This is a genomic window from Halolamina pelagica (assembly GCF_900115675.1).
Taxonomy (GTDB): domain Archaea; phylum Halobacteriota; class Halobacteria; order Halobacteriales; family Haloferacaceae; genus Halolamina; species Halolamina pelagica.
In genome coordinates, this window is the sequence record NZ_FOXI01000001.1 from 47,884 (window position 1) to 71,985 (window position 24,102).

The window sequence follows — 24,102 nt, forward strand, 5'->3', positions numbered from 1 at the left end:
ACGTTTACTCGTGAAGACTGTTTCGTCGAGTTTTCTTAACTACTCCCGCTGGGCGACGCGCTCCATCAGCGCCTCGGGGTCGCTCGCGGTCCCGTCGACGCCGACGACGCGTGCGGTCCCACGGTCGAGATCCGGCGCGATCGACTCGTCGGCGTCGGGGACGACCACCTTCTCGTGGTCCGCGACCCGGAGCGCAGCGCGGTGGAGGTCGCTCCCGGGGTCGTCGGCGACGGCGACGGTCAGTGGATCGTGGACGAGTCGGCTCGCCGCCGTTCCGTACTCCGCGACCTGCACGCCGACGCGGTGGGAGGCGCCGGCGAAGGCGCCGACGGTCTCGCGGGCGATCTCGCGGTACGACTCCTCGCCGGTCAGCGTCGCGAGGTCGACCAGCGCGTTCGCCATCGCGGCGTTGCCGTCCAGCGGCCGCAGCGGGCGGTCGAGAAGTCCGGGGCCCTCGATGGGCCCGTCGCGGAACGAGCCGTCCGCGTGGAGCGTCTCGATCGCGTGGTCGGCGACCGTGCTGGCCACGTCGGCGCCGTAGCCGAGGACCTGCTCGGCGCGGGTGAACGCGCCGACGACGGCGGCGATGTCGGAGAGTACGTCACGCGGGCCGGTCCGTCCGCGCTCCCGGAAGTGGACCACGGACCCGTGTTCGAGCAGGTCGCGCTCGAGGTAGTCGAGCACGCGGTCGGCGTACTCGCGGGCCCGCTCGTCGTCGGTGTAGCCGTGGTAGGTGAGCAGCGCGTCGGCCGCGAGCGCGTTGCCGCCGGCGTAGGCCGTGAGGTCGGTCCGGGGCGAGCGGTCGTTCGCCCGTTCCGCGGCGTCCTTCCGCCAGTACTCCGCGCCCTCGCCAGGCCCCTGACTGCCGCCGACCGCGACGCCGGCCCAGAGGTCGTCGGTGAGGAACTCGACGGTCGACGCTGCGGGTTCCCGGTAGACCTCCTCGCCGGTGTAGACGTAGGCGTGAGCGAACGCCCGGAGCAGGGTCGCGTTCGTGTCCAGCAGTTTCGCGTGGTGGATGTCGCCCCAGTCCTGGCGGCCAGCGTAGCGGAAGAAGCCGCCGGCGACCTCGTCGTGGAGGTGATCCCGGACGGCGTCGAGGCTGCGGAGCGCTTGGTCGCGCTCGCGTTTGAGCGCGAACTCGACGGTGCGGGCCAGGGGGAACTTCGCGTTCTGCCCCCACCCGGCGAACCGCTCGTCGAACTTCTCGCCGAGCTGGCCGGCCAGCTGCTCCTCGATCGCGGCGTCGACCTCGCCCGCGGGCGGGAGGTCGCCCGAGAGCGCGCGCGGGACGCGGCCGGCGTCGTCGCCCTTCTCGGCGTAGTTCTCGGCGACGCGATCCAGCACCTGGCGCATCCCGTCCGGCGCGAGCGCGGTGGCCGTCGAGAGCACCTCGCCGTCCGGGGTGAGGAACACGGTGGAGGGGAAGCCGCCGGCGGCGTAGCGCTCGCGCACCCGCGGGTGGCGGTCGGCGTCGACGCGGATCGGGACGAACCGGTCGTTGACGTTGGCCGCGATGTTGGGGTCGGCGTAGGTGGTGGCGTCCATCTCGTGGCAGTCCACACACCACGTCGTCGAGAGCGAGAGCAGTACGGGAACGGCGCGCTCGCGGGCCTCGTCGAAGGCGTCCTGGCCCCACTGACGCCACTCGACGCGGGTCTCCTCTTGCATGGCTTAGGGTGGGGGTGTTCCGGGGTAAAGCGTGTCGGAGGCGGGACCGGGGAACCCGAAGGAGCGGAGGCAAGCAGCCTCGGTACGTCGACCGGTGGGCGGAGCGACCCGCGAACGGCGGCCTTTTAGCCCGCCAGCCCCCTCCCTCGACCATGTCGAACGCAGGCGTCGGGCGGCTGGAGCTCCCGTGTGGCCAGACGGTCGCGCTCACGTCGCTCGACCTCGGGATGCGCGAACTCGACTGTGACTGCGGGGACTCCCACGGCGTCGTGATGGACATGCACCCCCCGACACGGTTCTTCCCGGAGTTCCTGGTGGAGACCCTCGACGACGTGGTCGAGACGACCAGCGAGGAGATGCCGGACTTCGGGACCCCCCACCTGATGGGAATGGTGATGGAGGAGTTCCCCGAACGGATCGCCGTCGCCGACGCGACGGACGAGGGCGACGTGGGCTTCGCGATGGTGTGGATCACCGACTTCGACGCCCGGCGGCTCCACGAGGTGATCGTGGAACTGGTCGTCGAGATGATGGAGCACGCCGTCTCCCACGCCGAGAGCGACCGCGCGCTGACCGAGTTCGAGGAGCAGATGCTGGAGTTCGACGTGACCGAGTTCGTCGACCAGTACCGCGACGAGCGTGACCTCGATCCGGAACCGTACGTCTAACTGATCGCGGTACTGCCCCACGGGCGATGCTGCCCCCGCGATGGATACTCACGGTCCGCAGCCGGGCTTTCTTACTCCGCGGGAATCGCCACAACCGCTTTGCGCTCGCTCTGCCTCCTCCCGACCATGCAGCTCGGACTGATCCTGGAGACGAACGATCCGGAACGGGTTTGGAACGCGTTTCGACTGGCGAACACGGCGCTCGACGCGGGCCACTCGGTGGAGACGTTCCTCCTCGGGGACGGCGTCGACGCGCCCGACCTCGACCACGAGAAGTTCAACCCCCACGGGGTGATGCGCAAGTACACGAACGACGGCGGAACGCTGTTGGCGTGTGGCACCTGCCTGGACTCGCGGGACATCGAACCGGACGACCTCCGACCGCGGTCGACGATGGCGGACTGCTTACGAGTCGTCGAGGACGCCGACGAACTGCTCACGATCGGGTGACCGACGCCGGTGCCGCTGATGAGGACGTCCGAACGGTACGCAACCGAACCGAGGGAGTCACCGAAAACGGTGGGCCACGGGCTACATCACTCGAGTGAGCAGACTTCGACAGGTACCACGAGTTCTTCGTCCACGTTTATGCAAAGATGGGCCGCCGCCGTTCGAACGCGAAAAGTCTTGGAACTTCGAAATGAAGCGATGACCCATGAACGGGCTTGAACTAGCGCTCCGCCTGTCTGCGGGCCTCTTGCTCATCCTGGCGAACGGGTTTTTCGTCGCGATCGAGTTCGCACTCACCCGCGTCCGACAGTACTCGGAATCGGAGTTCGATACGCCGGGACTACGGCGGGCATGGGCAATGACCGACGACCTCGAGATCTATCTCACGAGCTGTCAGGTCGGGATCTCCGCGACGAGCATCGCCGTCGGCATCGTGGCGGAACCAGCATTGGCGACACTGATCGCCCCGTTTTTCGAGAACACGGTGCTCGCGTCGATCGGTGCCGGTGGCATTCTCGGATTCCTCATCATTAACCTCCTTCACCTGACTCACGGGGAACAGACCCCGACGTATCTCGGCGTCGAACGAACGAAGTTCGTCGCTCGTTACGGTGCAACACCACTCTATTGGTTTGCCAAGGCCCTCTACCCGGTCATCTGGATCGGGGACGGCGTCGCCAAGTGGACGCTCCGACTCTTCGGCATCGAGATGACCGGCGCGTGGCTTGAAACCGAGGGCGACCGTGTCGAATCCCGGGCCGACCTCCGCCATCGGCTCGGTTCCACGCTCGAAAAGGGGGGGATAGCCGAGGAACGGAGATCGGAGATCATCAACGCCTTCACGGTGGGTGAGCGGCCCGTGAGCGAGGTCATGACCGACCGGGAGAGCATCGTCTTCCTCTCGACGACCGCGTCCGTCGAGACCAACCTCGAACGGATCGGTAATAGCCCCCACACGCGGTTTCCAGTGATCGGGGAGGACCCGGAGGACTTTCGCGGCATCGTCTATGTCGCAGCGGTCGTCGACAAGATAGACGAGTTGCGACGTGGCGACGTGACGTTTGAAGACGTCGCCGCAGCCCCGATGACCATCCCCAAGGACACGTACATCAGCGAAGCGGTCGATCGGTTCCAGGACGAACATCAGGAACTCGCTCTCGTGTCCGAGGAAACCGAGGGGGACATCGTCGGGTTGATCACCGCGACGGATGCTCTGGAAGCGGTGATGGGGGAAATCGAGGATCCCCTGGATCTCGAACTACGGGAGTGACTCGATGCTTCGTAGTCCAACTCCCCCGTTTTCGGACGGTGGGAACGCGGCCAACTGATTAAGTGGAAGGCTGACGGACCGGAACGTATGGGCGCTCCGAGTAGCCGTCGAGTCGATGGGCACGCACTCGGGAAAGCAGTGGGTTCGCTCTGGGCCGGAGCCGTCGTCGTGCTCGGGTTGACCGCGCGTCGGGGGTGGGGTGATGAGTGGCGGGACCTCCTCTCCGACGTGTATCTGGGGTATGACCCGACGAATCAAGGATTGCTGGTCGGTGCTGTCTGGGCGTTCGCGGAGGGGTTCGTGGGGGCGTCCCTCCTCGCATGGCTGTATAACCTGTTCCGGTAATCCGAGGAGTAGACCGAACGACTGACCAGGACATCCTATGGCTTCGCTTCGCTCCCTACTACGGCGAAACCGTTCGGAGAAGCTCGGTCTCGTGGAGGTCGTCGCGATGGGCGTCGGGGGCATGGTCTCGGGGGGGATCTATGCCGTGCTGGGTGTCGCGATGAGCCAAGCGGGCAACGCCGTCCCGCTCTCGTATCTCATCGCGGGCGTCATCACGCTCCTCACCGCGTACTCGTATCTCAAACTCACGTTGCACTACGAGGAACACGGTGGGGCGTTCACGTTCGTCGAACACGCGACGGACAACGTGCATATCGCAGGCTTCGTTGGCTGGGTGCTCGTCGTCGGGTACGTCGGCGTGATGGCGATGTACGCGTTCGCCTTCGGTGCGTACACGCTCACTGCTGTACAGGCTATCGTCGGAAACGAACTGCCACAGTTGCTTCGGCCGATCATATCGGTTCTCATGGTCGGGGCCTTCGTCGGGCTGAATCTCTCCGGGGTTCACGAGACCGGCCTGTTCGAGGACATCGCGGTCTATGTCAAGATCGTCATCCTGCTCTCGCTCGCCACGCTCGGGATCGCCTTCTACGGGGGTGATCCCGTCTCGGTTGACTTCTTCAATAGAGGACATCTCAGTCCCATCACGGCCTTTGCAATCATTTTCGTCTCGTACGAAGGCTTTCAGCTGCTGGTCTACGACTACGACGACATCGAAAACGTCGAACAGACCCTCCCGGTCGGGATGTACATCTCGATCGCGATCGCCATCCTGATCTACGTCTCGGTGTCGTTCATGGCTACGCTCCAGCTGTCCCCCGAACAACTCATGGCCCACGAGGAGACGGCACTCGCAGCCGCCGTCTCGAACATTCCACTCCTGGGCGCCGTCGGGTTCGTGCTCGTGATCCTCTCGGCGATGAAAAGCACGTCTTCGGGGATCAACGCAACGCTCTTTGGCACCTCCCGGCTCGTCCACGAGATCGCAACGGAAGGTGCCATTCCCCGGTTATTCTCCTTCCGTAACCGGGAGGGGATCCCCGTCTATGCCCTGCTGCTGATGGGGGGGTTGACTGCGGCGTTCGCCGCACTCGGGACGCTCAAGCAGATCACCGAGTTCGGCTCTGTCGCCTTCCTGATCGCGGATGCCGTGACGAACTTCGTCAACCTCCGACTCGCCGACGAAACGGGATCGAACCGCCTCGTTCCCGTCCTCGGCCTGGTCGGTACCGTGGCCGCGATACCGATCGTCCTCTATCATCTCTATCGGACTGATATCGAAATACTGCTCTGGATCGTCGGCATTTTCAGCTCCCTCCTGCTGCTCGAGTTCCTCTATATAGAGCGACATCCGTTTGACACTGAGCCCCCGAGCGAGGGGTGATCGGTCTCAGATCCACCCAGTGCGGCTGAGGCGGAGGTTCAGCACGACGTACCCCCCATCCAGTAAGCCTGTGCTGCCGATCGTCGAACATGTCGCCACCGTTGGGGCTCTCGTCCACCGATTACGCACTGTTGAACTCGTTCCCCGTATTCAGCGCGCTGCCCGTGACCATCGCTCGTCTCTCCCTCACGAACGACTGTACTCTCCGCTTCGATGATCACGCTGTTTTGCTACTTCAGTCGGGATCGACGAGGAACGGTATCGGGCCCCTGTACGCTGATGTACCGTCGGCCGATCGTTGATCGAACCGGATTTATCGAACACCGACCGGGGAACCGTTCTCCCTCTCGTCGATCTCTCCTGTTCGGAAGGAAGAGTAACTCGTCCACTTTTGGCTATCTACTCTCTTTGCTCCACCCTGGTCAGATGGACGAAGTCCACCATACCCGCGGTTCGAACGATCTGTGGGGATGACTTTCGACACGTTCAGCCCCCACCACGAACGACGTGCCCGTACTTCAGTAGGCTCACAAAGACGCCCCCACCAACCACGTTCCCGACAGTCGCGAACCCGAGGAACGTGACGTAGTCGAGTACCGTTATCTCGGTAGAAATAAACACCCCGAACAGCACCTCGACGTTGCCGGCGATCGAGTGCGGGAGGTGGAGGAGACCGATCGAGGCGGTGACGAGCCAGATGATGAGCAGGCGACTTGTGGTCTCTTTCGCGGCGGTAATCAGCCACGCTAACAGACCCATGAGCCACCCCGCGAGGATGCCTGCAACGAACAGCCATCTGGGCCCGTGAGAAATCATCTTTCCGGCGATGGTGACGAACGCCTCCGCGTTCGCGACCCCGAGATCCGGCAGCAACGTGACGACGAACACGACGAACACGGCGCCCCCCAGCACGTTACTGAGCCAAATCAGTCCCCAGAGGCGCCCTAGATTCCCGAGCGACTCCCGCTTGTCAAGGACTGGCATCACTGCGAGCGTCGTGTGTTCGGTGAACAGTTCCGAGCGTGCGATGATGACGAAGATGAACCCGACGGAGTAGGCACTCGCCAGCAGTAGTTCCGTCCCGAGATCACCGTACCCGCTTTCGCTGACCGTGAGCACCACTGCCATCAGCAGCGGCCCGAAACCGATATCGAGACCCGCTGAAAACCCTGAAAGTAACAGCCCAGCAGTTCCGCGCTCCATCTCGTGCTGGGCGGATTCGATTACAGATCCGAGTATCTCCGGTGCCGTGGCTTGCTCTCCTGCGATTTCCACCTCCGAATCTGAGTCGCCCACGTCAAACCTCCCCCTTCTCGGGAGTCCCAAGGCTACCGAGACGATGCATGCGAACCACTACGAGAAGAGGCTCAAAAAGTAGCGTGCTAACAGCTAGCGAGACTCGCGTTGTTCGACCTTGTTCAGTTCGATCAGCAACCGGAAGATCGCCTTCACGAGGTTCGAGTCCACGTCGAAGCGCTCGGCGTTCTCGCCGGCGCGGTCCATCACCGCCTGTTCCTGGTCCTCGTCGGTCGTCGGCAGCCCCTGTTCCTCCTTCACGTCGGCGATGGTGTCGGCGACGTAGGTGCGTTGGGCGATGAGTTCGACCAGCTCGCGGTCGATCTGCTGGATCTCCTCGCGCAGTTCCTCCAGGGTCATGTCGTCGGGTGTCCGGTCGGTCATAGGTATCGGCCTCCAGTCGGTCGCGTCGCCGTCCGCAGCGTCTCGCCCGGTCGCTCGGCCCACCGCTCCTCGACGCGCTCCAACCCGTCGCGGTCGCCGACGGCCACGACGCTCGGTCCCGTCCCGGAGAGCGAGACGCCCGCGGCGTGGGGCATCGCTTCGACGGCCGGGTCGGTCGAGAAGCCGAGCGCCGCCGAGAACGCGAGGCCGTTGACGGTCATCGCGCGACCGTACGCGCCGTCGAGCGCGAGTTCCGCCACGAGGCGGGCCATCGGCGCCACCAGTTCACAGCGTTCCGCGTCGGCGTCGGCCGAGTAGGCCCGCTCCGGCGGCGTCCAGACGAGCGCGTCCCAGTCGACCTCCTCGCGGACGAGCAGTTCGTCCTCGGTGTTGTCGGTGACGGTGAGTCCGCCCAGCATCGACGCGCTGGCGTCGTCGAACGCGCCGGTGACGGTGACGCCCGCCTCGCGGGCAGCCTGCACGCCGACTCGACAGGCGTCCTCGTGGTCGACGATGCCCGCGAGGCCGAGCGCGTCGACGGTCGCCAGCACCGTCGCGTTCGCCGCCGCGGAGGAACTCTTCAGCCCCGCGGCGGTCGGCACCTCGCTCTCGGTCCGGACCGTGCCACCGACGGCGTCCGGATCAGGCAGCTCGGCGGCCGCCGGGTCGTCGCCCCACCGCTCGACGGTGCGGGACACACAGTGCTCGATCAGTTCGGTGTCGGCGTCGGGCTGGCCGCCGATCTCGCCGACGATCTCGCCCGAGCCGTCGAGCTCGACGTGCGCGTCGGTCTCGAAGTCGAGTGCGAACGCCGACCCCCGACCGGTGGCGAGCGCGTTGAGCACCGTCCCCGCGCCGGGGGCCGCGGCGTGGCCGTCCATGCCCCTACTGGGTCGGGTCCGGGGCTTGAAGGTGGTGGTCCCGGCGGTTCGGGCGGCGATCTACAGCAGCCGCGCGCCCGTCGCCGACACTCGCGTCCGGTTGGGGAGGACGCCGTCGCAGTCGACGGCGACCACCGTCTCGCCGAGCATCGCCATCGTCGCGGCCCCACCCGCGTCCTCGACGCGCCCGACGGTCTCGACGACGCGCTCGGTCGGGAGGTCGAGCGCCCGCGCGAACGGCCACGAGCGCTCGATCACCGCCCGCACTGTCGGCCGCTCGGGCAGTGAATCGAGCACGGCCCCGCCCTCCTCGCGGACCCGATCCATCAGTTCCTCGTCCGCGAGCGCGTCGGCGGTCGAGAGCTCGCCGTAGCCGGCGTACCCGACGGGTTCGTCGGTGTCGACGCGCTCCCGGCCGTCGCCGACGTTGTACACCAGCCCGCCGGCGTCCTGGACGAACACGTCTCCCAGCCCGGTCCCGGCGGCGACTTCGGCCTCGTGGCTGTGCTCGACGAGTCGTTCGCGGGCGTGCCCGAGTTCGAACCGTTCGTTCGCGGCGAGCGCCGTCGCGAGCGTCGCGGCGCCGCTGGCGCCGAAGCCCGCGCCGAGCGGCACCTGCGGCCGCACGTCGACGCTGGCCGCGACGCCGAGTCGGTCCAGCACGCGACTCACCGGCTCGAAGTCGGCCGGGTCGCCGTCGACGGCGACCGTGGTCCCCGCCGCTTCCTCGATCGAGACTGTCACGCCGTCCTCGAGCGCCACGCTGGCGCCGCGGGAGCCGGCGTCGACGTGATCGGGCGCGAACACCGCCGTCACGCTGGCCGGGGCAAACGCGTCCATGGCTCGGGGGAGGGCAGCGCCGTAGTTGAGTCGTGTGGTTCCGCGGCGTCGACCCCCGGCGTTCGGGACTCGATCGCCGAGCGACCGCGTCCCGGTCCCGAAACACTCAAACGCGGACCCCGACAAGCCGAAGACATGGAACTGCGGGTCATCGAGAAAACCGAGGAGGAACTCCGCATCGAGGTCGCCGGCGAGGGGCACACGTTCATGAACGTCCTGAAGGGGACGCTGCTGGAGAACGACGACGTGGCCGCCGCGACCTACGACGTGAACCCCGAGCAGTCGGGGGGCCAGACCGAACCGATCCTCTCGATCACGACCGAGGGCGGCGCCGACCCGCTCGACGTGCTCGAGGACGCGGCCGGCGACGTGAGCCGGAAGACCGACGAGCTCCGCAGCGCGTTCAAAGCGGCGTCCGCCTAACCCCGTTCTCTCTCCCGGCGTTCGACGGGCTCGAAACCCGTTTCCTCACGGACCGCCGATCGGCGAGCGACGCGGCTCCCGTCAGATCCGGATCGGGATCCCGCGCTCGGCGAGGTACTGTTTGACCTCCCGGATCGTGTACTCCTCGTAGTGGAAGATCGAGGCCGCCAGCCCCGCGTCGGCGTCGGCCTCGGTGAACACCTCGTACATGTCCGCGGGCGAGCCACAGCCCGAGGAGGCGATCACCGGCGTCGAGACGGCGTCACACACCGCGGAGGTCAGCGGGATGTCGTAGCCGTCCTTCGTGCCGTCCTTGTCGATCGAGTTGACGAACAGTTCGCCGGCGCCGCGGGACTCGGCTTCCTCCGACCACTCGACGGCGTCGATACCGGTCCCCTCGCGACCCCCCTTGACGGTGCACTCGAACCAGCAGGACTCGCCGTCGATGCGTTCGTAGTGTTCGCCCTGTTCGTCGTAGCGCCGGCGGGCGTCGAGCGAGATGACGATGCACTGCGAGCCGAAGGCTTCGGCGCCGCGGTCGATCAGGTCGGGGTTCTCGATGGCGCCGGAGTTGATGCTGACCTTGTCCGCGCCGGCGCGCAGCGTCTCCTTGATGTCGTCGGTGGTGCGGATGCCGCCGCCGACGGTCAGCGGGATGAACACCTCGTCGGCGACCGCCGAGACGGTGTCGAGCATCGTCTCCCGTCCCTCCGCGCTGGCGGTGATGTCGAGGAAGACGAACTCGTCGGCGCCGGCCTCGTTGTAGCGCTTGGCCATCTCCACCGGATCGCCGGTGTACTCCAGATCCTCGAAGTTGACGCCGGTGTACACCGCCGGTTCGCCGTCCTCGTCCACGTCCACGTCGATGCAGGGGATGACCCGTTTGGTGAGCGTCATTGTGTGGGCTGGGCGGAATCGGTGGGCGCTCCGCGCATACGCTCGCTCGGCGGGCCACCCATTTGCACGTTACGGAAGGAGCGACCGCGCGGACGACGACGCGCACGGGCCGCGGGCACGGACGTGACACTCGCCGGAAGCGATTTACGGTATCCGACCCCACGTCCGGACATGGTCGACGCCACGGAACGCGACGGGATGACGTGGTACCAGTGTGAGAACTGCGGCCTGCTGTTCGACGACGAGAGCGACGCGATCCAGCACGAGGAGAACTGCGCCGGCGACGAACCGGATTACCTGCAGTAGGCCGGCGCCGACGGGCCCGTCCCGCTACTCGCTCTCCGGCGCCGCGCTCACGATCTCGAAGCTCTGCTCCCCCCAGTCGTCCTCGACGAAGACGAACACGCGGCCGCGGGCCTCCTCCGGGTCGGCTTCGACCTCGATGCGCCGGCCCTCGACGTGCCGGGCGACCACGCCCGGGAACACCTCCTCCTCCTCGCCGGCATCGAGCATCACCCGGCCGACGCCGGTGTCCTCGAGGATCTCGTCTTCGGTCTTCAGGTCGTTGATGTAGAGCATCACCCCCTCGCTCTCGGTGGGATCGGTCACGAGCAGGTGACACTCCTTCCCCGGGCCGGTCCGGACCGACCCCGTCTCGGCACTGGGGACGCCCCGGTAGAGCGTGTCGCGGCCGTCGTCGTACTCGACGACCACGCCCTCATCGCGGAGGTCGACGCCGACGGTGCCGGGAGCTACGTCGTTCCGGTTGGACATACTCGCCGTAGCGTCCGCGGGCGCAAAAGCGCCGCGTCCCGCGGTCGGGAGCGACGGGCCGGACTCAGCCCATCCCCGGCGGCGGCCCCTCGTCGTCGTCGTCCTGGTCGATGTCGACGTTCAGGCCCATCTCCTCGCGGCGCTCCCGGAGCTCGCCGATCTTCCGGCGGTAGTAGCCGACGCCGGCGATGGCGACGCCCACCAGGCCCGCCAGGAGCCCGGCGAACAGCTGCACGTCACGCGGGAGGTAGAACCGCACCGAGAGCGAGTTCCTGGTGATCTCGGCCCACTCGATCGTGAGGTGGCCGTCGACGACCGTCTTCGCGTCCGGTGCCGGGACGATGCGCCCGAACAGCGGCACCGACGCCTCGCGGTTCTCGGGGAGGACGACGGTGTAGTTCCCGCCCTCGACGGCGACGGGGTGGGTGAACTGCTTGGGTGTGCTCTCGCCGGAGTAGGCGAGTCGGCCGTCCTCGCCCGGCGGTTCGATCACCAGCTGGTTGTTCCGGGTCCGCACGTCGCCGCCGTGGTCGCCGAACGCCGAGCCGTTGACGACGGTCCCGTTGGGGTAGCGATACCGCAGCGAACTGACCGTGAGCGGCTCGTCGGTGCCGAGGAAGCCGGGCCGGGAGAGCTCGATGCTGTCGTTGACCGCCGACACGTCGTACACCGCGCGGTAGGTGACGTTGTCGGTGACGGTGACGTGCACGTCGCCCTCGGCGTCCCAGTCGTAGGGCTGTGCGGGCGGCTCGTCGAGCCGGTCGGCGCTGGTGGGGCCGCCGCCGAGGCAGCCGCTGAGCGCCAGTATCCCGACCAGCGCCAGCAGCGCGAGGTGTCGACGGTTCATCCTTACGGCACGACGGCTTTCAGTTCGGCCGGGAGGTACTCGCCGACGCTGGCGAGCAGCCCCGGCGGGTCGGTACCCTCGGCGCAGACGACGCTCTGTTCGAGCAGGCCGAGTCGCTCGACGGTGATCACGTCCCGGGCGTGGCCCGCGCGGTTGAGCGTCGCGCGCACCTCGCCGCGGGTCGCGGAGTTGACGTTGAGCCGGCCGCCCGAATCGGCGCCGTCGTCGTCGCTGCGGGTCCAGTCGTACAGCATGTCCCGGCTCCCGTCGGCGAGCCGGTGGTCGCCGTCGGCGTCGTAGACGAACCGCAGCGGGGTGTGCTGGACGACGCCGAAGCGATCCCGGATCTGCGAGGCGTCGCCCGGCCCGAGGCCGAGCTCGTCCCGGTCGATCTCGATCGGCTTCCCGGCGTCGAGGGTCCAGCCCCCGTCGTCCCAGTAGCGAAGGGTGCCGACGTAGGTCTCGCCGTCCTCGAAGTGGTCGGTGATCTCGCCCCAGCGCTCCCGGAGGAGGTTCCGGGCGGCCGTCTCGTCGTTGCCCTCGACGGTGACCGAGACGAACTCGTCGTCCAGCACGCCGATCGTCCACTCCACGTCGAGGTCGGCGAGGTCGTTGGCGACCAGCGAGTCGAGGCTGTCGAGCGCACGCTCGCGGGCGTCGCCCTCGACGTAGCACTTGGTTGCGAGGACGACCATCAGGCGGCCTCGAGGTTGAGTTCGTCGCGGAGCTGGTCCAGGCGCCACTCCATGGCCTCGACCATGCGGGTGTTCTCCATCGCCTCGAGCTGGGTGCCACACTCGGGGCACTCGAAGCCGAACTCCATCGCCTCCTCGAACTCGAAGCGCAGCGAGCAGTTCTCACACAGGTAGAACTGGTGTTCGCTCTCGTACTGCAGTCGCTGCTCCAGGGCGTCCGCGAGGCGGTGCATCTCCTCCTCGAGGTTATCCGGGATGTTCTCGTAGTGGAACGTCCAGAGGTAGGTGAGCCACCCCGAGTCCTCGTCGCGGACCCGGCGGTAGGCCGCCAGGTCGTTCTCGTAGAGGATGAACAGCGCGCGGCGAACGTCGTTGAGTTCGAGGCCGAGTTCCTCGGCCAGTTCCTCGTCGGTCACTTCGCCGTCCGGCGGGGCGGCGGCGACGGGCATCCCCGTCGGACCGACCAGGTCGTGGAGGTACTTCTGAATCACCGGGTCCTCCAAGAGTTCCTCAAAAGCCATTGCGGTGACGTAAAAGGGGCACCCGCTTCAACGTTGTGGGTTCCAGGTGCCCGTTCGCGCCGTTTCGGGGGCTCGACGATCGGACTCCGCTCGGTTCCGGCGTTACCCGTCGTCGATGGCGTCGTCGACGGTCCCGTCCGCGTTCACGTCGTCCGGGTCCACCACGCGCTTGCCCGTCTCCATCGGGAGCACGCGCTGCTCGCCGCCCGCCCACTCGCGGTCGAGTTCGTCGCCGTCGAACAGGCGGTCGAGGAAGACGGCGAGCCCGGCGACCTCGGAGTGGGGCTGGTTGGTGACGCCGACGTTCCAGTCCGCGTGCTCGTACACCTCGAACGGTACCTTCTCGCCGCCGACGACGATCAGGATCGGCTCCTCGGCGTGGACCTCGCGGATCTCCTCCTGAACGGTCTGGACCTCCTCGCCGTACATCGTGAGGTGGACGACCGTCCCCTCCCAGTTCCGGATGGTCGCGCGCTGCTCCCCGTCGAGTTCGACCTCGAAGGGGCCGCCGAAGCGCGCGGTGATGTCCCGCACCGTCTCCGCGGACTGGCCGGCGTTGTCCGGGAAGACCACGCGGTCGGCACCCAGCGCGCGGGCGGTGAGCCCGACGTGGGTCGTCATGCGGTCGTCCCGGCCTGGCCGGTGGCCGAACCGTAACACGCAGCACTCCGGGGTGTCTTGCATACTCCGGCGAACTGGGGGCGGAAGGGTGGCGCTTTCGGTTCCCGACCGGCGACGGCGCCGCCGGCGGTGACCGGAACGCACTTCCCCGAACCCGAACACGCGCCGACATGGACCTCAGCGGCAAGAACGTGGTCGTGACGGGCGGCGCAGGACTCGTCGGCTCCCACCTCGCGGGCGTACTGGCCGACGAGAACGACGTGTTGGCCGTCGACGATCTCTCGAAGGGCGACCGCGAGGCGATCCCCGACGGCGTCGAGTTCGAACGCGCCGACGTGCTCGACCCCGACGACGTGGCGCGGGTCATCGACGGGGGGACGGACGTGGTGTTCCACTTCGCGGCCCACACCGACGTGCGCGTCGACGACCCCGCCGAGGAGCGCCGCGTGTTCGAGGAGAACACCGAGATGACGTACAACGTCCTCGAACGGATGCGCGAGGTCGGCTGTGACGCACTCGCTTTCACCTCCTCCTCGACGGTGTACGGCGAGGCCCCCCGACCGACGCCGGAGGACTACGGGCCCCTCGAACCGATCAGCATCTACGGCGCCTCGAAGCTCTCCGACGAGGGTGTGGTGTCGACGTTCGCCAACTCCTACGGCATCCAGTCGTGGGTGTTCCGGTTCGCGAACATCGTCGGCCCGCGCCAGCGCGGCAACGTGATCCCGGACTTCATCCAGAAGCTTCAGGCCGACCCGGAGACGCTCACCATCCTCGGCGACGGCCGACAGGAGAAGTCCTACCTCCACGTCGCCGACTGCGCGGCCGCGATCCGGGACGTCGTGGAGAACGCCGGGGACGACTACAACGTCTACAACCTCGGCTCGGAGACGACCACCTCCGTCGTCGACATCGCCGACATCGTCGCCGACGTGATGGGACTCGACCCCGAGTACGAGTTCACGGGCGGCGACCGGGGCTGGACCGGCGACGTGCCGAAGATGCGACTCGACACGAGCAAGCTCGCGGGACTGGGTCACGACGTGCCCGCGGACAGCGACGCGGCGGTCCGGCGGGCGACCGAACAGCTCTACGACGAACTCAGCTAGCCGGGACGGCGACGAACGCGGTCAGACCAGCACCGTCTCCTCGGCGCTGAGCTCGCGGTCACGACACGTCAGTTCGGCGACGACGAAGTACTCGCCCGGATCGGGGTCCTCCCACGCGGCGTCGAACGTCCGGCTGCCGCCCGCGGGCACCGTCTCCGAGCCCGTCACCTGGGCGAACATCCGGTCGGCGTCCGACTGCCAGACGGGCGCCGCCTCGTCGTCGGCGCCGGCGGGGTACACCGAGACGCGGACCCGCTGTGCGTCCGCGAACGATAGCTCGACGGGCCCGTCGTCGGTGTTCTCCACGGTGAGTTCGAACGCAAGCGCGTCCCCGCGTTGCCGACTCTCGAGGGAGGTTTCGAGCACGTCTGCAGGTTCGTGGACGCGCAGCAAAAGCTTCCCGCCTACGCCCCGTCGCGCATGTCCGGCGGCAGCAGGTTCGGGATCCCGTCCTCGATGGGGTAGGACTCGCCGCAGTCGGTGCAGGTCAGCGTCCCCGAGATGATCTCGCCGTCGTCGCGCTCGTCGGCGTCGAGCTCGAGGTCGTGTTTGTCCATCGGGCAGCAGACGATCTCCATCAGCGACTCCTTCATACGCCCCAACTGGGGTCGGATGGGGCAAAAGGCTGCGGGTTCCGTGGGCCTACTCGAGGAAGCGCTCGTAGGCGGAGGTGAAGGCGCCGGACTCCTCGGTGAGTTCGTCCCACTCGTCGAGGCCGCGCTCGGCGCGCGTCCCCTCGACCGTGTTGTCGAGCACGAACGCGACGATGCCGCCGACGGCCATCCCCGTGCCGCCGACCACGTAGACGGTGTCGGCGACGATCTGGAGCGTCGCGTCGGGGAGCACCGAGGCCGTGAGCACCGGGCCGACGACGGGGGTGTTCGCGACGCCCTCGGCGAAGGCGGCCGCGCTCCCGACGTTGCCCATGTACGCCGGGAGCGCGAGGCCGAGGAACAGCGAGATGCCGACGATGAACGAGTTCCGCGAGGAGTCGAGGTCGACGTGTTTCAGGTTCGAGAGGCCGACCGCGGCGATCTGGCCGAACATCGCGACGTAGAGGCCGCCGACGATCGGGTCGGGGATGGTGGTGATCAGCGCGCCGAAGTAGCCGACGAACCCGGCGATCAACATCAACACCGCGCCGACCTGGATCACGAACCGGGAGGCGACGCCGGTGAGGCCGATGGCGCCGATGTTCTCGGAGTAGGAGGTCGAGCCGTTCCCGGTGCCCATGATCCCGGCGAACAGCGTCGCCACCCCCTCGGTCCCGATGCCGTGGTTGATGCGCCGGGCGGAGGGCGCGCGCTCGCCGGCGAGGCGGGCGACGGCGTGGTAGTCGCCGAAGGACTCGATCATCGACGCCACGACGCCCGCGAACATCCCGATCACGAAGGAGGTCCGGAACGTGGGCATCCCCCACTGCAGCGGCGCCGGCACCTGGATCAGGCTGGCGTTCGCGACGACCGAGAGGTCGACGAAAGCCGGGGAGCCCGACGGGATGACGCCGACGACGGAGAGGCCGGTCGCGAGCACCCACGCGACGGCGATCCCCAGCAGGACGGGGTAGAGCCGGAACACGCGGTGGGCGTCGTCGACGTACTGGCTGAAGCCGACGATCAGGAGGACGGTCAGGCCGAGCAGCCACCAGGCCTGCTGGGCCGCGGCGACCTGGGGCGCGCTGAACAGCGAGAGCCCGATGAGCGCGATCGTCGGCGCGATCACCACCGGCGAGAGGTAGCGTTTGAGCCAGCCCATCACGCCGAGGTAGCCGAGGACGATCTCGACGATCCCGCCGACGATGATCGCGCCCTGGAGCGCGAGGATCGCCTGCTCCCAGTTGCCCGTGCCGACGAAGCCGATGATGGCCAGCGCGGGCGCGAGCATCGAGAACGTCGCGCCCTGGACGATCGGGTAGCGGTTCCCGACGACCGTCTGGAGCAGCGTGCCGACCCCGGAGACGACGAAGAACGTCCCGATGTAGAGCGGCTGGTACTCCGCGGGCATTCCCATCGCCGTCGCGAGCGCGAGCGGGACGGCGATGTTCGCGCCCACCATCGTGAGGTAGTGCTGGAGCCCCAGCAGCGCCGACTCCACGATCGGCGGGCGCTCGTCGACGCCGTACTCGACGTCGCTGGACTGTTCGACCGATTCGGTTCCGGGTTCGCCCGCCAGCCCCTCCGGCGGTGTCTCCGGGTTGGACGCTCCGGTCATCGAGTGTCTACCGAACCGTTCTCGTTCTCACCTAAATACGCTCCACATCCGACCTCGGGGAGCGAACCGGGGGGCCCTACTCCCAGGGAGTCTGTCGCTCGACCGTCTGGTCGCGGTCGGGGCCGACGCCGACGGCGTAGACGGGGGCGCCGAGTTCGCTCTCGAGGTACTCGAGGTAATCACGGCAGGCGGCGGGGAGCGCGTCGTACCCCTCCTCGGCGACGGCGCTCCAGTCCTGCTCGCTCCAGGTCTCGAACTCCCGGAAGTTCGGCTCACAGCGAGCCCACTCCTCGGTCGTCGCGGGGACCGTTTCGCGCGTCTCGCCGTCGAGTTCGTAGCTGTGACAGACTTGCAGTTCCTCCAGCCCCGCGAGCACGTCGACGTGGTTCACCGCCAGCCCGGTGAACGACGAGCGCCGCGCCGCGTGGCGCAGCATCGGCACGTCGAGCCAGCCGATCCGGCGCGGCCGGCCGGTGACGGTGCCGAACTCGCCGCCCTTCTCCCGGATCTCGTCGGCGAGATCCTCCTCGTCGTCCTCCATCTCGGTCGGGAGCGGCCCCTCGCCCACGCGGGAGAGGTACGCCTTCACGATGCCGACGATCTCGCCGGCGCCAACGACGCCGGGGCCGACGCCGGAGCCGACGGTGGCGCCGCCGGCGGTCGGGTTCGAGGAGGTGACGTTGGGGTAGTTCCCGTGGTCGATGTCGATGCTCGTCCCCTGGGCGCCCTCGAACAGCAGGTTCCCGCCGGCCTCGTGCTGCTCGTAGAGGAAGTCGCCGGCCTCGACGAGCATGTCGTTCTCCTGCAGTCGCCGGCCGTACTCCGCGAACTCCGCGACCAGTTCGTCCACGTCGAACTCGACGCCGGCGTCGATCCCGTACACCTCCTCCGCGATGGCCCGCTTGTTCGCGACGGTGTACTCGAGCCGGTTCCGGAGCACGTCCGTGTCGAGCAGGTCGCCGATGCGGACGCCGCGCCGGCCGGCCTTGTCCTCGTAGGTCGGGCCGATGCCGCGGCCGGTGGTGCCGACCTTCATGTCGGTGTCCTCCTTGTCGGTCTCCTCCATGTTGTCGAACACGCGGTGGTACGGCAGGATCACGTGGGCGCGCTTGGCCACGCGCACGTCGGGATCGAGGCCCTTCTCCCGGAGGGTCTCGATCTCGTCGAACAGCGTCCGGGGGTTGACGACGCAGCCGTTGCCGAGAACGCCGGTCTTCCCGCGGACACAGCCGCTCGGGACCAGCGAGAGCTTGTACTCCTCGCCCCCCTCGACGACGGTGTGGCCCGCGTTGTCTCCGCCCTGATACCGCACGACAGTGTCGGCCTCCTCGCCCCAGCGATCGACGAGGGCGCCCTTACCTTCGTCGCCGAGTTGCGCCCCGACGATTGTGACGGTCATACGCGTCGGTTCACTAGCCCCCGCTAAACCGATTACGATGCGACCGTCCCCTCGGATCCGACGGCCACTGCCGTTCCCGTCCGCTGCCGCCGCCAGAACGGTTAACTACACACCGTGTGTAGCTTACTCACTCAGTAACCCGCGGGCGGCGAGGGGAAGTTTTAACCTCTCCCAAGAGAAGTTAACATACAGCATGATAGATCGACTGGAGAAAGAAGTGGACATGCTGGAGCGACACCTCCAAGTCCTCCGGATGGTCATCGAGAACGAGCCGATCGGTATCGTGAAGATGTCGAACGAGACGGGTTACCCACACCACAAGGTTCGCTACTCGCTGCGCGTCCTCGAGGAGGAGAACCTGATCGAGCCGTCGAGCCAGGGTGCGATCACTACCGACCACACCGCCGAGTTCGTCGAGGACCTCGACGAGAAGCTCGACGACACCGTCGACAAGCTGCGCGACATGCGGATCGATTCGGCGCCGGAAGCCGAGAACTAACTCTCTCTGCGGACTACAGTTCTGGCACGCTGACGTGGAACTCGCCGTCGCGAGTCTCCACCAAACTGAGGTGGTAGCCGTCCTTGCGCGAGAGCTTCACGAAGCTCTTGCGCTTGCCACGGCCCAGGAATCCGCCGCCGGTCGCCTCCTCGGCGGTCTCCAGCGCCCCCGGCTCGTAGTAACTCGACGTGACGAAGAACGCCGCCGCGAGCCCCTCGTTCGTCTCGCCGACGGGCGTCGCGTTCCGGAGCAGCGACTCGAGCATCGGTTCGGTCGCGGGCTCGCGTGAGCTGTTCAGGTCGGTCACGATCAGCGGCTGGCCCATGCGGTCCCGGAGCACGACGTCGAAGGAGGCCCGCTCCTCCTCGGCCTCCTCGCCGAGGTCGACGCTGCCCCGGAACTCGATCCGGTCGATCTCCGGGATGGCGCCGAACAGCTTCCCCATGGCGGTCTGGTTGCGCGTCTCGCGGACGTCGTGTAGCAGCGACCGGGTCAGCCACTCGACGAACCCGTACTCGACGGTCCCACGGAGCCACTCCTCGAACGGTGCGCCGTCGACGACGGCGCCCTCCTCGTCGAACTCGGTGTGGTGTTCGAGCCGGAGGTTGTCGTTGACTTCGTCGCGGTCGGCGTCGCCGTTGTAGGCGTCCTCCAGCGTGGGGCCGCCCTTGCGCTCGTAGCGGACGAACAGGCTCGTCCCGGCCATCGCCTCCTCGGGCGGGATCTCGCGGTCGCCCTCGGGCATGTACTCCTGTGCCGCCTCGAGTTCGGTTTCCGCGACGCGGAGGTCCTCCTCCAGTTCGTCGACGGTCGCCCGGAGCTCCGCCACTTCGGTCTCGAGCTCCTCGGCGGTCGCCGCCGCTTCGTCTCGCTCGCGTTCGAGCCGGTCTCGCTCGCCGGCGAGGCGCTCGGTCTCGGCCTCGAGCTCCTCGACGCGTTCCCGAAGCTGGTCACGCTCCTCGCGCAGCGCCGTGACCGCCTCGCTGGGGACGTCTTCGCTGGCGGCGGACCCCTCGGCGGCCGGGGGCTCGGCCGACTCGCTCGCGGCCTCCATCGAGACCGACTCCGCGGGATCGAGCGCGGGGATCGTCGTCGTCTCGCGCCACTCGGACTCGCCCTCGAACCGACCGGCCGAATCGGACCCGCCTGCCGACGCCCCACCGCTTTCGTTCGACGACTCCGCCGTCGACACGTTCTCACCGTTAGCCATCGCGGCCTCCGCGGCCTCCGTCGCGGACCGTGCCCGCCCGGACGACGCCGACTCCGCAGGCTGGGACGACCCCGCGCTGGCGCCGTCGGCCGGCGTGGGATCGGTCCGGGGTTCGGCGGTCCCCTCACGGGTCGGTGTCGATCCCTCGGCGTCCGTCGATGCTGGCTCCTCGCTTCCGGCACGCGACGACGCCCCCCTGTCGGCCGGCGACGACCCCTCGCTATCGGCGTCGGTCGGCGGCGCCGTCGCGAACTCCGACTCCGTCGTCGGTTCCGCCTCGTCCGGCTCCGCCGTGGTGTCCTCCTCGGTAGCCGCGGGCTCCGCGTCGACAGCCGCTGCGCCGCCGATCGAGTCGTCGGCGCCGTCGGGTACGTCGGCGATCTCGATGTCGACCGTCTTGACCCGGTAGATCCCCACCTCGTCGGCCGCGCGCTCGTACGCCTCGTCGCCGGTGAGTCGGCGCTCCTGGTTGCCGACGAAGGCGACGGGCATCCGCCGGCCGCCGTAGTACGCCAGGTAGTAGTCCCCGGAGAGGACGTTCTCGGAGAGCTCCACGTAGCCGGTGAAGTTGCCCGATTGCAGGGTCCGGTCGACCTCCGAAAGCGGCGTCTCCTCCGTGTAGTACTCCCCCCGGACCTCCCCGCCGATCTCCTGCATCGCGAACAGCAGCGGGAGCGACCGGTCGGGGGCGACGTACGCGGTGCCGTCGGCGTCGGCGAACCGGTCCATCCCGCCGTCGAACACGCCGAGCACTCGACCGTTGAGCATGAACAGCCACGCGACGCCGTCGGTGACGGCGCCCGTGAACTCCCGCTCGGCGTACTCCCGGAGTCCCGCGTGCCCGCCCGAGAACGGCTCCGAGTCCCACTCGGTCACCCGCTCGACCGTTTCACTCTTCATCTTAGAAGTTTACTCGCCCGGTGCCCTCAAAATACTTTGTGGAGCGCTTCCCGGCCTCTAGACAGCCCCTTGACGGGTTCTCCCCGGTCAGCCGAGCGCGCGGACGACCGCGGCGGCCGTCGGCGGGCCGAGCAGCGCCAGTCCGATCATCTCGACGGGGGTGAACCCGCCCGCCGGCGGCGTCGCCCCCGTGACCGCCAGGACGACGACGCCGGCGGCGACGGTGATCCCGAAACTCACGCCAGCGGCGACCGCGCGCTTGACCGACGTGGCCACGATACCGAGCAGGACCCCGGCCACCGCCAGCCCCGCCGGGTGGCCAACCGTCGCGGCGGCGCCGCCGATCCACGCGAGCGCGCTCGCGGCGTCGGCGAACCGACCGCTCCGGATCGGCTGGAGGCGGCTCCCGTAGGCGAACAGCGTCGTCGAGCGCTCGCTCACGGTCGGAGGGAGCGGCGGGTTGTACATCAATCCACCCACTCACCGTGGCCCGTCGGTTCGGGGGCTCGGCGCCCGAAGGGCTAACTTCCAAGCCCCCCTCGGTGATCCCGTGTCCCCTCCGCTTCCCGCCGGCACTCACTCGAGGCGGCGCCGAGTCGCCCGGCTCAGCGGGCCGGCAGCGGTCGCGATCGCTCTCGGCGGTATCCTCGCCGCGACGGTGGTCTCAGAGGCGTTCGCTTGGCGGACGAGCGCGCTCTCCGATCTCGGGGTCGCCCCCGGAACCGCGTGGCTGTTCAACGGCGCGCTGATCGTCGGCGGACTCGTCGGCGCCCCCTACGCGTGGGCACTGTGGAGCGCCGGGGCGGACCGGCTGAGCCACCTCCGTGCGGCGGCGTTCCTGCTCGCGCTGGTGTCGATGGCCGGCGTGGGGCTGGCTCCCGCCGGGCGACCACTCCACGTTCCGTTCGCGCTCGGCTTCTTCACCCTCGCCGCGCTGACCGCCGTCGTCGACGGCGTCGCCCGTTTCCGACTCCGCAGCGGGAAGCTCTCGCTCCTCTCGGGCGCACTTGCACCCATGGCCTGGCCCGTGTGGCTGGCCTGGTTTGGTGAGGGGATCGCGGTGCCGGAGTTCGTCGGCGCCGTCCTGTTCGGCGTCTGGGTCGCCGCTCTCAGCCCCGAGCGTCCCGGCCGCCCCGGGTAGCTACGTCGCGAGAGCGGCGAAGGCGTCGATGGCGTCGTCGTCGCCGGCGACGACCAGCGTGTCGCCGTCACGCACCCTGAGGTCGGCGTCGACGTCGGTCAGCGTCCGCCCGTCGCGCTCGACGGCGATGACGGTACAGCCGGTCCGGGCGCGCACGTCGGCCTGTCCGATGGTCCGTCCCACAAGCGCCGGCGCCGCCCGCCGGACGACTTCCACCTGCGTCTCGGGGGTGATCACCTCCTCGTCGAGCAGTTTCGAGGCGAGCATCCGGCCGCTGACGGTCGGCAGCGAGAGCACGTACTTCGCGCCGGCGCGGTAGAGCTTCGGCGTCGAGTCGCCCTCGTTGGCCCGCGCGATGATCCCCGTCTCCGGGGCGACCTGTTTGGCGACGAGCGCGGCGAACAGCGCGGTGGTGTCGTCCGACAGCGCGAGCACGATCGCCTCGGAGGACGCCACCTCGGCCTCCTCGAGCGTCATTGGGTCGGTCACGTCGCCGACGACGTCGACGCCCGGGAGGTCCTCGATGTCGACGATGGTGACCGACAGCCCCGCGGCGGTGACCGCCTCCGCGACCGCCGAGCCGACGACGCCGTATCCCGCGACGGTGATGTCGCCCTGCGGGAGGTCGTCCTGGGAGAGGCTGCGTCGCTTCATCGTCTCGACGCCGTCCTCGGGGCCGACGACCAGCAACACGGTGTGTTCGTCGATGATCCGGTCGGGGCCCGGCGGCGAGACGAACTCGCCGCTGAACCACGCGCCGACGATGTTGGTTCCGGTCAGTTCGTGGACGCCGCAGTCGCCGATCGTGGCCCCGTCCAGCGGCGACCCGCGTTGGATCAGCAGTTCGCTGATCTCGAGGTCGGCGGCGATCTCGACCGCGCCGTCGAGTTCCGTGGAGACCGCGGCTGAGGCTTTTCCGGCCAGGGACCCGCCGAGCACGTTCCGGGGTTGGATCACCTCGTCGGCACCCGCGTAGCGGTGGTAGTCGGCGTGGGTCTCGTCCTCGACGAGGCTGAGCACCCGGGTCTCCGGGGCAACGTGCTGGGCCGCCAGGATCACGCTGGCGTTGGTCTCGTCGCCCGCGGCGGCGACGACGGCGTCGGCGTCGGCGGCCGAGACGGCCGCGAGCGTGTCACCGTCCTCGGGGTCGCCCTGCACGACCGAGACGCCGTCGGCCTGGAGGGACTCGACGGTGTCGGGGTGGGACTCGACCACCACGTACGACTTCCCCCGGGCACCGAGTTCGGTGACGAGCGTGTCGACCGTCGGCGAGAACGAACAGATCACCACGTGGCCCGTATCGTCGTACGACCGCGGCGGCCCGGACGCCAGCGCCTCCGCGAACAGCGGCAAGACGAACGCCGGCAGGGTGAGGAAGATGAGCGCGACGCCGGTGAACTGCATCGCGATCATGAGCGCGAGCATCGCGGTCGACTCCCACTGCTCGGCCTGCTCGCCGTAGCCGACGGTGGTGAACGTCTCGGCGACGACGTGGAGCGACTCGATGAATCGCACGTCGATCCCCTCGAGCCGCGCCATCCCGAACTGGTAGAGCACGGCGTAGACGAGCATCACGGCCACCGTCCCGAGGAGGTAGAGCCCCGCACGTCGTGCCGGATTCGCCATACATCGCGTAGTTGCGGCGGGGGTTAAAAACCGCCGGCCG

Annotated in this window: 28 protein-coding genes; 10 read left to right on the top strand and 18 right to left on the bottom strand. The window is 68.3% G+C overall.

Going from position 1 to position 24,102, the window contains the following annotated elements; genetic code table 11:
* Positions 1–39: 39 nt before the first annotated feature.
* Complete coding sequence (locus BMZ83_RS00235) at positions 40–1,671, bottom strand: DUF255 domain-containing protein (RefSeq protein ID WP_074874424.1); 1,632 nt, start codon at positions 1,669–1,671, stop codon at positions 40–42.
* Positions 1,672–1,823: 152 nt separating this feature from the next.
* Here BMZ83_RS00235 and BMZ83_RS00240 point away from each other — a divergent pair, with 152 nt between their 5' ends.
* The 5 genes from BMZ83_RS00240 (at position 1,824) to BMZ83_RS00260 (ending at position 5,788) form a co-directional block, all read left to right on the top strand.
* On the top strand, positions 1,824–2,339 hold the full coding sequence (locus tag BMZ83_RS00240; protein WP_074874426.1) for a DUF5815 family protein: 516 nt from the start codon (positions 1,824–1,826) through the stop codon (positions 2,337–2,339).
* Between the two features lie 126 nt (positions 2,340–2,465).
* Entirely contained in the window at positions 2,466–2,789 is a 324-nt protein-coding gene (locus tag BMZ83_RS00245) for a DsrE family protein (RefSeq protein ID WP_074874430.1), read from the top strand.
* A gap of 205 nt (positions 2,790–2,994) precedes the next feature.
* Positions 2,995–4,059, top strand: coding sequence for a hemolysin family protein (locus BMZ83_RS00250; protein ID WP_074874432.1), 1,065 nt, complete (start codon positions 2,995–2,997; stop codon positions 4,057–4,059).
* Between the two features lie 87 nt (positions 4,060–4,146).
* Positions 4,147–4,404, top strand: a complete 258-nt coding sequence (locus BMZ83_RS00255; protein ID WP_074874435.1) for a bacteriophage holin — start codon at positions 4,147–4,149, stop codon at positions 4,402–4,404.
* 37 nt (positions 4,405–4,441) lie between these two features.
* A complete protein-coding gene (locus BMZ83_RS00260) occupies positions 4,442–5,788 on the top strand; it encodes an APC family permease (protein ID WP_074874436.1) in 1,347 nt (448 codons plus the stop codon).
* 486 nt (positions 5,789–6,274) lie between these two features.
* On the opposite strand, the gene BMZ83_RS00265 is transcribed toward BMZ83_RS00260, so the two are convergent.
* From BMZ83_RS00265 to BMZ83_RS00280, 4 genes are all read right to left on the bottom strand, one after another.
* Positions 6,275–7,084 (bottom strand): formate/nitrite transporter family protein, encoded by an 810-nt coding sequence (locus BMZ83_RS00265; protein WP_074874438.1) that lies wholly within the window; start codon positions 7,082–7,084, stop codon positions 6,275–6,277.
* Positions 7,085–7,177: 93 nt separating this feature from the next.
* Positions 7,178–7,468: a chorismate mutase gene (locus BMZ83_RS00270; protein WP_074874440.1), complete on the bottom strand. Its 291-nt coding sequence runs from the start codon at positions 7,466–7,468 to the stop codon at positions 7,178–7,180.
* Positions 7,465–8,349: a shikimate kinase gene (locus BMZ83_RS00275; RefSeq protein ID WP_074874442.1), complete on the bottom strand. Its 885-nt coding sequence runs from the start codon at positions 8,347–8,349 to the stop codon at positions 7,465–7,467. The genes BMZ83_RS00270 and BMZ83_RS00275 overlap by 4 nt, the downstream gene beginning before the upstream one ends.
* A 60-nt stretch (positions 8,350–8,409) precedes the next feature.
* On the bottom strand, positions 8,410–9,189 hold the full coding sequence (locus tag BMZ83_RS00280) for a GHMP family kinase ATP-binding protein (RefSeq protein WP_074874444.1): 780 nt from the start codon (positions 9,187–9,189) through the stop codon (positions 8,410–8,412).
* Between the two features lie 135 nt (positions 9,190–9,324).
* Between BMZ83_RS00280 and BMZ83_RS00285 the strand changes: the two genes are divergently transcribed.
* A complete protein-coding gene (locus tag BMZ83_RS00285) occupies positions 9,325–9,612 on the top strand; it encodes a DNA-directed RNA polymerase subunit L (protein ID WP_074874446.1) in 288 nt (95 codons plus the stop codon).
* Positions 9,613–9,693: 81 nt separating this feature from the next.
* Here the strand turns inward: BMZ83_RS00285 and hisF are convergent, their stop codons facing one another.
* Positions 9,694–10,509, bottom strand: a complete 816-nt coding sequence (gene hisF / locus BMZ83_RS00290; protein ID WP_074874448.1) for an imidazole glycerol phosphate synthase subunit HisF — start codon at positions 10,507–10,509, stop codon at positions 9,694–9,696.
* A gap of 171 nt (positions 10,510–10,680) precedes the next feature.
* On the opposite strand from hisF, the gene BMZ83_RS17315 reads away from it, so the two are divergent.
* Positions 10,681–10,815: a DUF7128 family protein gene (locus tag BMZ83_RS17315; protein ID WP_255458100.1), complete on the top strand. Its 135-nt coding sequence runs from the start codon at positions 10,681–10,683 to the stop codon at positions 10,813–10,815.
* A gap of 24 nt (positions 10,816–10,839) precedes the next feature.
* On the opposite strand, the gene BMZ83_RS00295 is transcribed toward BMZ83_RS17315, so the two are convergent.
* The 5 genes from BMZ83_RS00295 to BMZ83_RS00315 form a co-directional block, all read right to left on the bottom strand.
* Positions 10,840–11,283 (bottom strand): DUF5796 family protein, encoded by a 444-nt coding sequence (locus BMZ83_RS00295; protein WP_074874450.1) that lies wholly within the window; start codon positions 11,281–11,283, stop codon positions 10,840–10,842.
* Positions 11,284–11,347: 64 nt separating this feature from the next.
* Entirely contained in the window at positions 11,348–12,130 is a 783-nt protein-coding gene (locus tag BMZ83_RS00300) for a DUF5803 family protein (RefSeq protein WP_074874452.1), read from the bottom strand.
* A 2-nt stretch (positions 12,131–12,132) separates the two neighbouring features.
* Positions 12,133–12,825 (bottom strand): DUF2110 family protein, encoded by a 693-nt coding sequence (locus BMZ83_RS00305; RefSeq protein WP_074874454.1) that lies wholly within the window; start codon positions 12,823–12,825, stop codon positions 12,133–12,135.
* Positions 12,825–13,346, bottom strand: a complete 522-nt coding sequence (tfe, locus tag BMZ83_RS00310; RefSeq protein ID WP_074874455.1) for a transcription factor E — start codon at positions 13,344–13,346, stop codon at positions 12,825–12,827. The genes BMZ83_RS00305 and tfe overlap by 1 nt, the downstream gene beginning before the upstream one ends.
* A gap of 102 nt (positions 13,347–13,448) precedes the next feature.
* A complete protein-coding gene (locus tag BMZ83_RS00315; RefSeq protein WP_074874457.1) occupies positions 13,449–14,030 on the bottom strand; it encodes a tRNA (cytidine(56)-2'-O)-methyltransferase in 582 nt (193 codons plus the stop codon).
* A gap of 107 nt (positions 14,031–14,137) precedes the next feature.
* Here BMZ83_RS00315 and BMZ83_RS00320 point away from each other — a divergent pair, with 107 nt between their 5' ends.
* A complete protein-coding gene (locus BMZ83_RS00320; RefSeq protein ID WP_074874458.1) occupies positions 14,138–15,076 on the top strand; it encodes an NAD-dependent epimerase/dehydratase family protein in 939 nt (312 codons plus the stop codon).
* 21 nt (positions 15,077–15,097) lie between these two features.
* Here BMZ83_RS00320 and BMZ83_RS00325 read toward each other — a convergent pair whose 3' ends face one another.
* The 4 genes from BMZ83_RS00325 to BMZ83_RS00340 form a co-directional block, all read right to left on the bottom strand.
* On the bottom strand, positions 15,098–15,442 hold the full coding sequence (locus BMZ83_RS00325) for a BsuPI-related putative proteinase inhibitor (protein ID WP_074874460.1): 345 nt from the start codon (positions 15,440–15,442) through the stop codon (positions 15,098–15,100).
* A 38-nt stretch (positions 15,443–15,480) separates the two neighbouring features.
* Positions 15,481–15,669, bottom strand: a complete 189-nt coding sequence (locus BMZ83_RS00330; protein ID WP_074874462.1) for a methytransferase partner Trm112 — start codon at positions 15,667–15,669, stop codon at positions 15,481–15,483.
* A 49-nt stretch (positions 15,670–15,718) separates the two neighbouring features.
* Positions 15,719–17,287, bottom strand: coding sequence for a uracil-xanthine permease family protein (locus BMZ83_RS00335; RefSeq protein ID WP_079990065.1), 1,569 nt, complete (start codon positions 17,285–17,287; stop codon positions 15,719–15,721).
* A 76-nt stretch (positions 17,288–17,363) separates the two neighbouring features.
* Positions 17,364–18,686 (bottom strand): adenylosuccinate synthase, encoded by a 1,323-nt coding sequence (locus tag BMZ83_RS00340; protein ID WP_074874464.1) that lies wholly within the window; start codon positions 18,684–18,686, stop codon positions 17,364–17,366.
* A gap of 193 nt (positions 18,687–18,879) precedes the next feature.
* Here BMZ83_RS00340 and BMZ83_RS00345 point away from each other — a divergent pair, with 193 nt between their 5' ends.
* Entirely contained in the window at positions 18,880–19,185 is a 306-nt protein-coding gene (locus BMZ83_RS00345) for a hypothetical protein (RefSeq protein WP_049980444.1), read from the top strand.
* A 13-nt stretch (positions 19,186–19,198) separates the two neighbouring features.
* On the opposite strand, the gene BMZ83_RS00350 is transcribed toward BMZ83_RS00345, so the two are convergent.
* Positions 19,199–21,295 carry a DUF7527 domain-containing protein gene (locus BMZ83_RS00350; RefSeq protein WP_074874466.1) on the bottom strand — a complete coding sequence of 699 codons (2,097 nt, stop codon included), beginning with the start codon at positions 21,293–21,295 and terminating at the stop codon, positions 19,199–19,201.
* 87 nt (positions 21,296–21,382) lie between these two features.
* Positions 21,383–21,736, bottom strand: a complete 354-nt coding sequence (locus tag BMZ83_RS16670; RefSeq protein WP_074874467.1) for a hypothetical protein — start codon at positions 21,734–21,736, stop codon at positions 21,383–21,385.
* 109 nt (positions 21,737–21,845) lie between these two features.
* Here BMZ83_RS16670 and BMZ83_RS00360 point away from each other — a divergent pair, with 109 nt between their 5' ends.
* Complete coding sequence (locus tag BMZ83_RS00360) at positions 21,846–22,436, top strand: DUF998 domain-containing protein (protein ID WP_074874469.1); 591 nt, start codon at positions 21,846–21,848, stop codon at positions 22,434–22,436.
* On the opposite strand, the gene BMZ83_RS00365 is transcribed toward BMZ83_RS00360, so the two are convergent.
* Entirely contained in the window at positions 22,437–24,062 is a 1,626-nt protein-coding gene (locus tag BMZ83_RS00365; RefSeq protein ID WP_074874471.1) for a potassium channel family protein, read from the bottom strand.
* Between the last annotated feature and the right edge of the window lie 40 nt (positions 24,063–24,102).

Coding starts and splice junctions, on each gene's coding strand:
- BMZ83_RS00235 (WP_074874424.1), bottom strand. CDS start 1,671: ATGCAAGAGGAGACCCGCGTCGAGTGGCGTCAGTGGGGCCAGGACGCC.
- BMZ83_RS00240 (WP_074874426.1), top strand. CDS start 1,824: ATGTCGAACGCAGGCGTCGGGCGGCTGGAGCTCCCGTGTGGCCAGACG.
- BMZ83_RS00245 (WP_074874430.1), top strand. CDS start 2,466: ATGCAGCTCGGACTGATCCTGGAGACGAACGATCCGGAACGGGTTTGG.
- BMZ83_RS00250 (WP_074874432.1), top strand. CDS start 2,995: ATGAACGGGCTTGAACTAGCGCTCCGCCTGTCTGCGGGCCTCTTGCTC.
- BMZ83_RS00255 (WP_074874435.1), top strand. CDS start 4,147: ATGGGCGCTCCGAGTAGCCGTCGAGTCGATGGGCACGCACTCGGGAAA.
- BMZ83_RS00260 (WP_074874436.1), top strand. CDS start 4,442: ATGGCTTCGCTTCGCTCCCTACTACGGCGAAACCGTTCGGAGAAGCTC.
- BMZ83_RS00270 (WP_074874440.1), bottom strand. CDS start 7,468: ATGACCGACCGGACACCCGACGACATGACCCTGGAGGAACTGCGCGAG.
- BMZ83_RS00275 (WP_074874442.1), bottom strand. CDS start 8,349: ATGGACGGCCACGCCGCGGCCCCCGGCGCGGGGACGGTGCTCAACGCG.
- BMZ83_RS00280 (WP_074874444.1), bottom strand. CDS start 9,189: ATGGACGCGTTTGCCCCGGCCAGCGTGACGGCGGTGTTCGCGCCCGAT.
- BMZ83_RS00285 (WP_074874446.1), top strand. CDS start 9,325: ATGGAACTGCGGGTCATCGAGAAAACCGAGGAGGAACTCCGCATCGAG.
- hisF (WP_074874448.1), bottom strand. CDS start 10,509: ATGACGCTCACCAAACGGGTCATCCCCTGCATCGACGTGGACGTGGAC.
- BMZ83_RS17315 (WP_255458100.1), top strand. CDS start 10,681: ATGGTCGACGCCACGGAACGCGACGGGATGACGTGGTACCAGTGTGAG.
- BMZ83_RS00295 (WP_074874450.1), bottom strand. CDS start 11,283: ATGTCCAACCGGAACGACGTAGCTCCCGGCACCGTCGGCGTCGACCTC.
- BMZ83_RS00300 (WP_074874452.1), bottom strand. CDS start 12,130: ATGAACCGTCGACACCTCGCGCTGCTGGCGCTGGTCGGGATACTGGCG.
- BMZ83_RS00305 (WP_074874454.1), bottom strand. CDS start 12,825: ATGGTCGTCCTCGCAACCAAGTGCTACGTCGAGGGCGACGCCCGCGAG.
- tfe (WP_074874455.1), bottom strand. CDS start 13,346: ATGGCTTTTGAGGAACTCTTGGAGGACCCGGTGATTCAGAAGTACCTC.
- BMZ83_RS00315 (WP_074874457.1), bottom strand. CDS start 14,030: ATGCAAGACACCCCGGAGTGCTGCGTGTTACGGTTCGGCCACCGGCCA.
- BMZ83_RS00320 (WP_074874458.1), top strand. CDS start 14,138: ATGGACCTCAGCGGCAAGAACGTGGTCGTGACGGGCGGCGCAGGACTC.
- BMZ83_RS00330 (WP_074874462.1), bottom strand. CDS start 15,669: ATGAAGGAGTCGCTGATGGAGATCGTCTGCTGCCCGATGGACAAACAC.
- BMZ83_RS00335 (WP_079990065.1), bottom strand. CDS start 17,287: ATGACCGGAGCGTCCAACCCGGAGACACCGCCGGAGGGGCTGGCGGGC.
- BMZ83_RS00340 (WP_074874464.1), bottom strand. CDS start 18,686: ATGACCGTCACAATCGTCGGGGCGCAACTCGGCGACGAAGGTAAGGGC.
- BMZ83_RS00345 (WP_049980444.1), top strand. CDS start 18,880: ATGATAGATCGACTGGAGAAAGAAGTGGACATGCTGGAGCGACACCTC.
- BMZ83_RS00350 (WP_074874466.1), bottom strand. CDS start 21,295: ATGAAGAGTGAAACGGTCGAGCGGGTGACCGAGTGGGACTCGGAGCCG.
- BMZ83_RS00365 (WP_074874471.1), bottom strand. CDS start 24,062: ATGGCGAATCCGGCACGACGTGCGGGGCTCTACCTCCTCGGGACGGTG.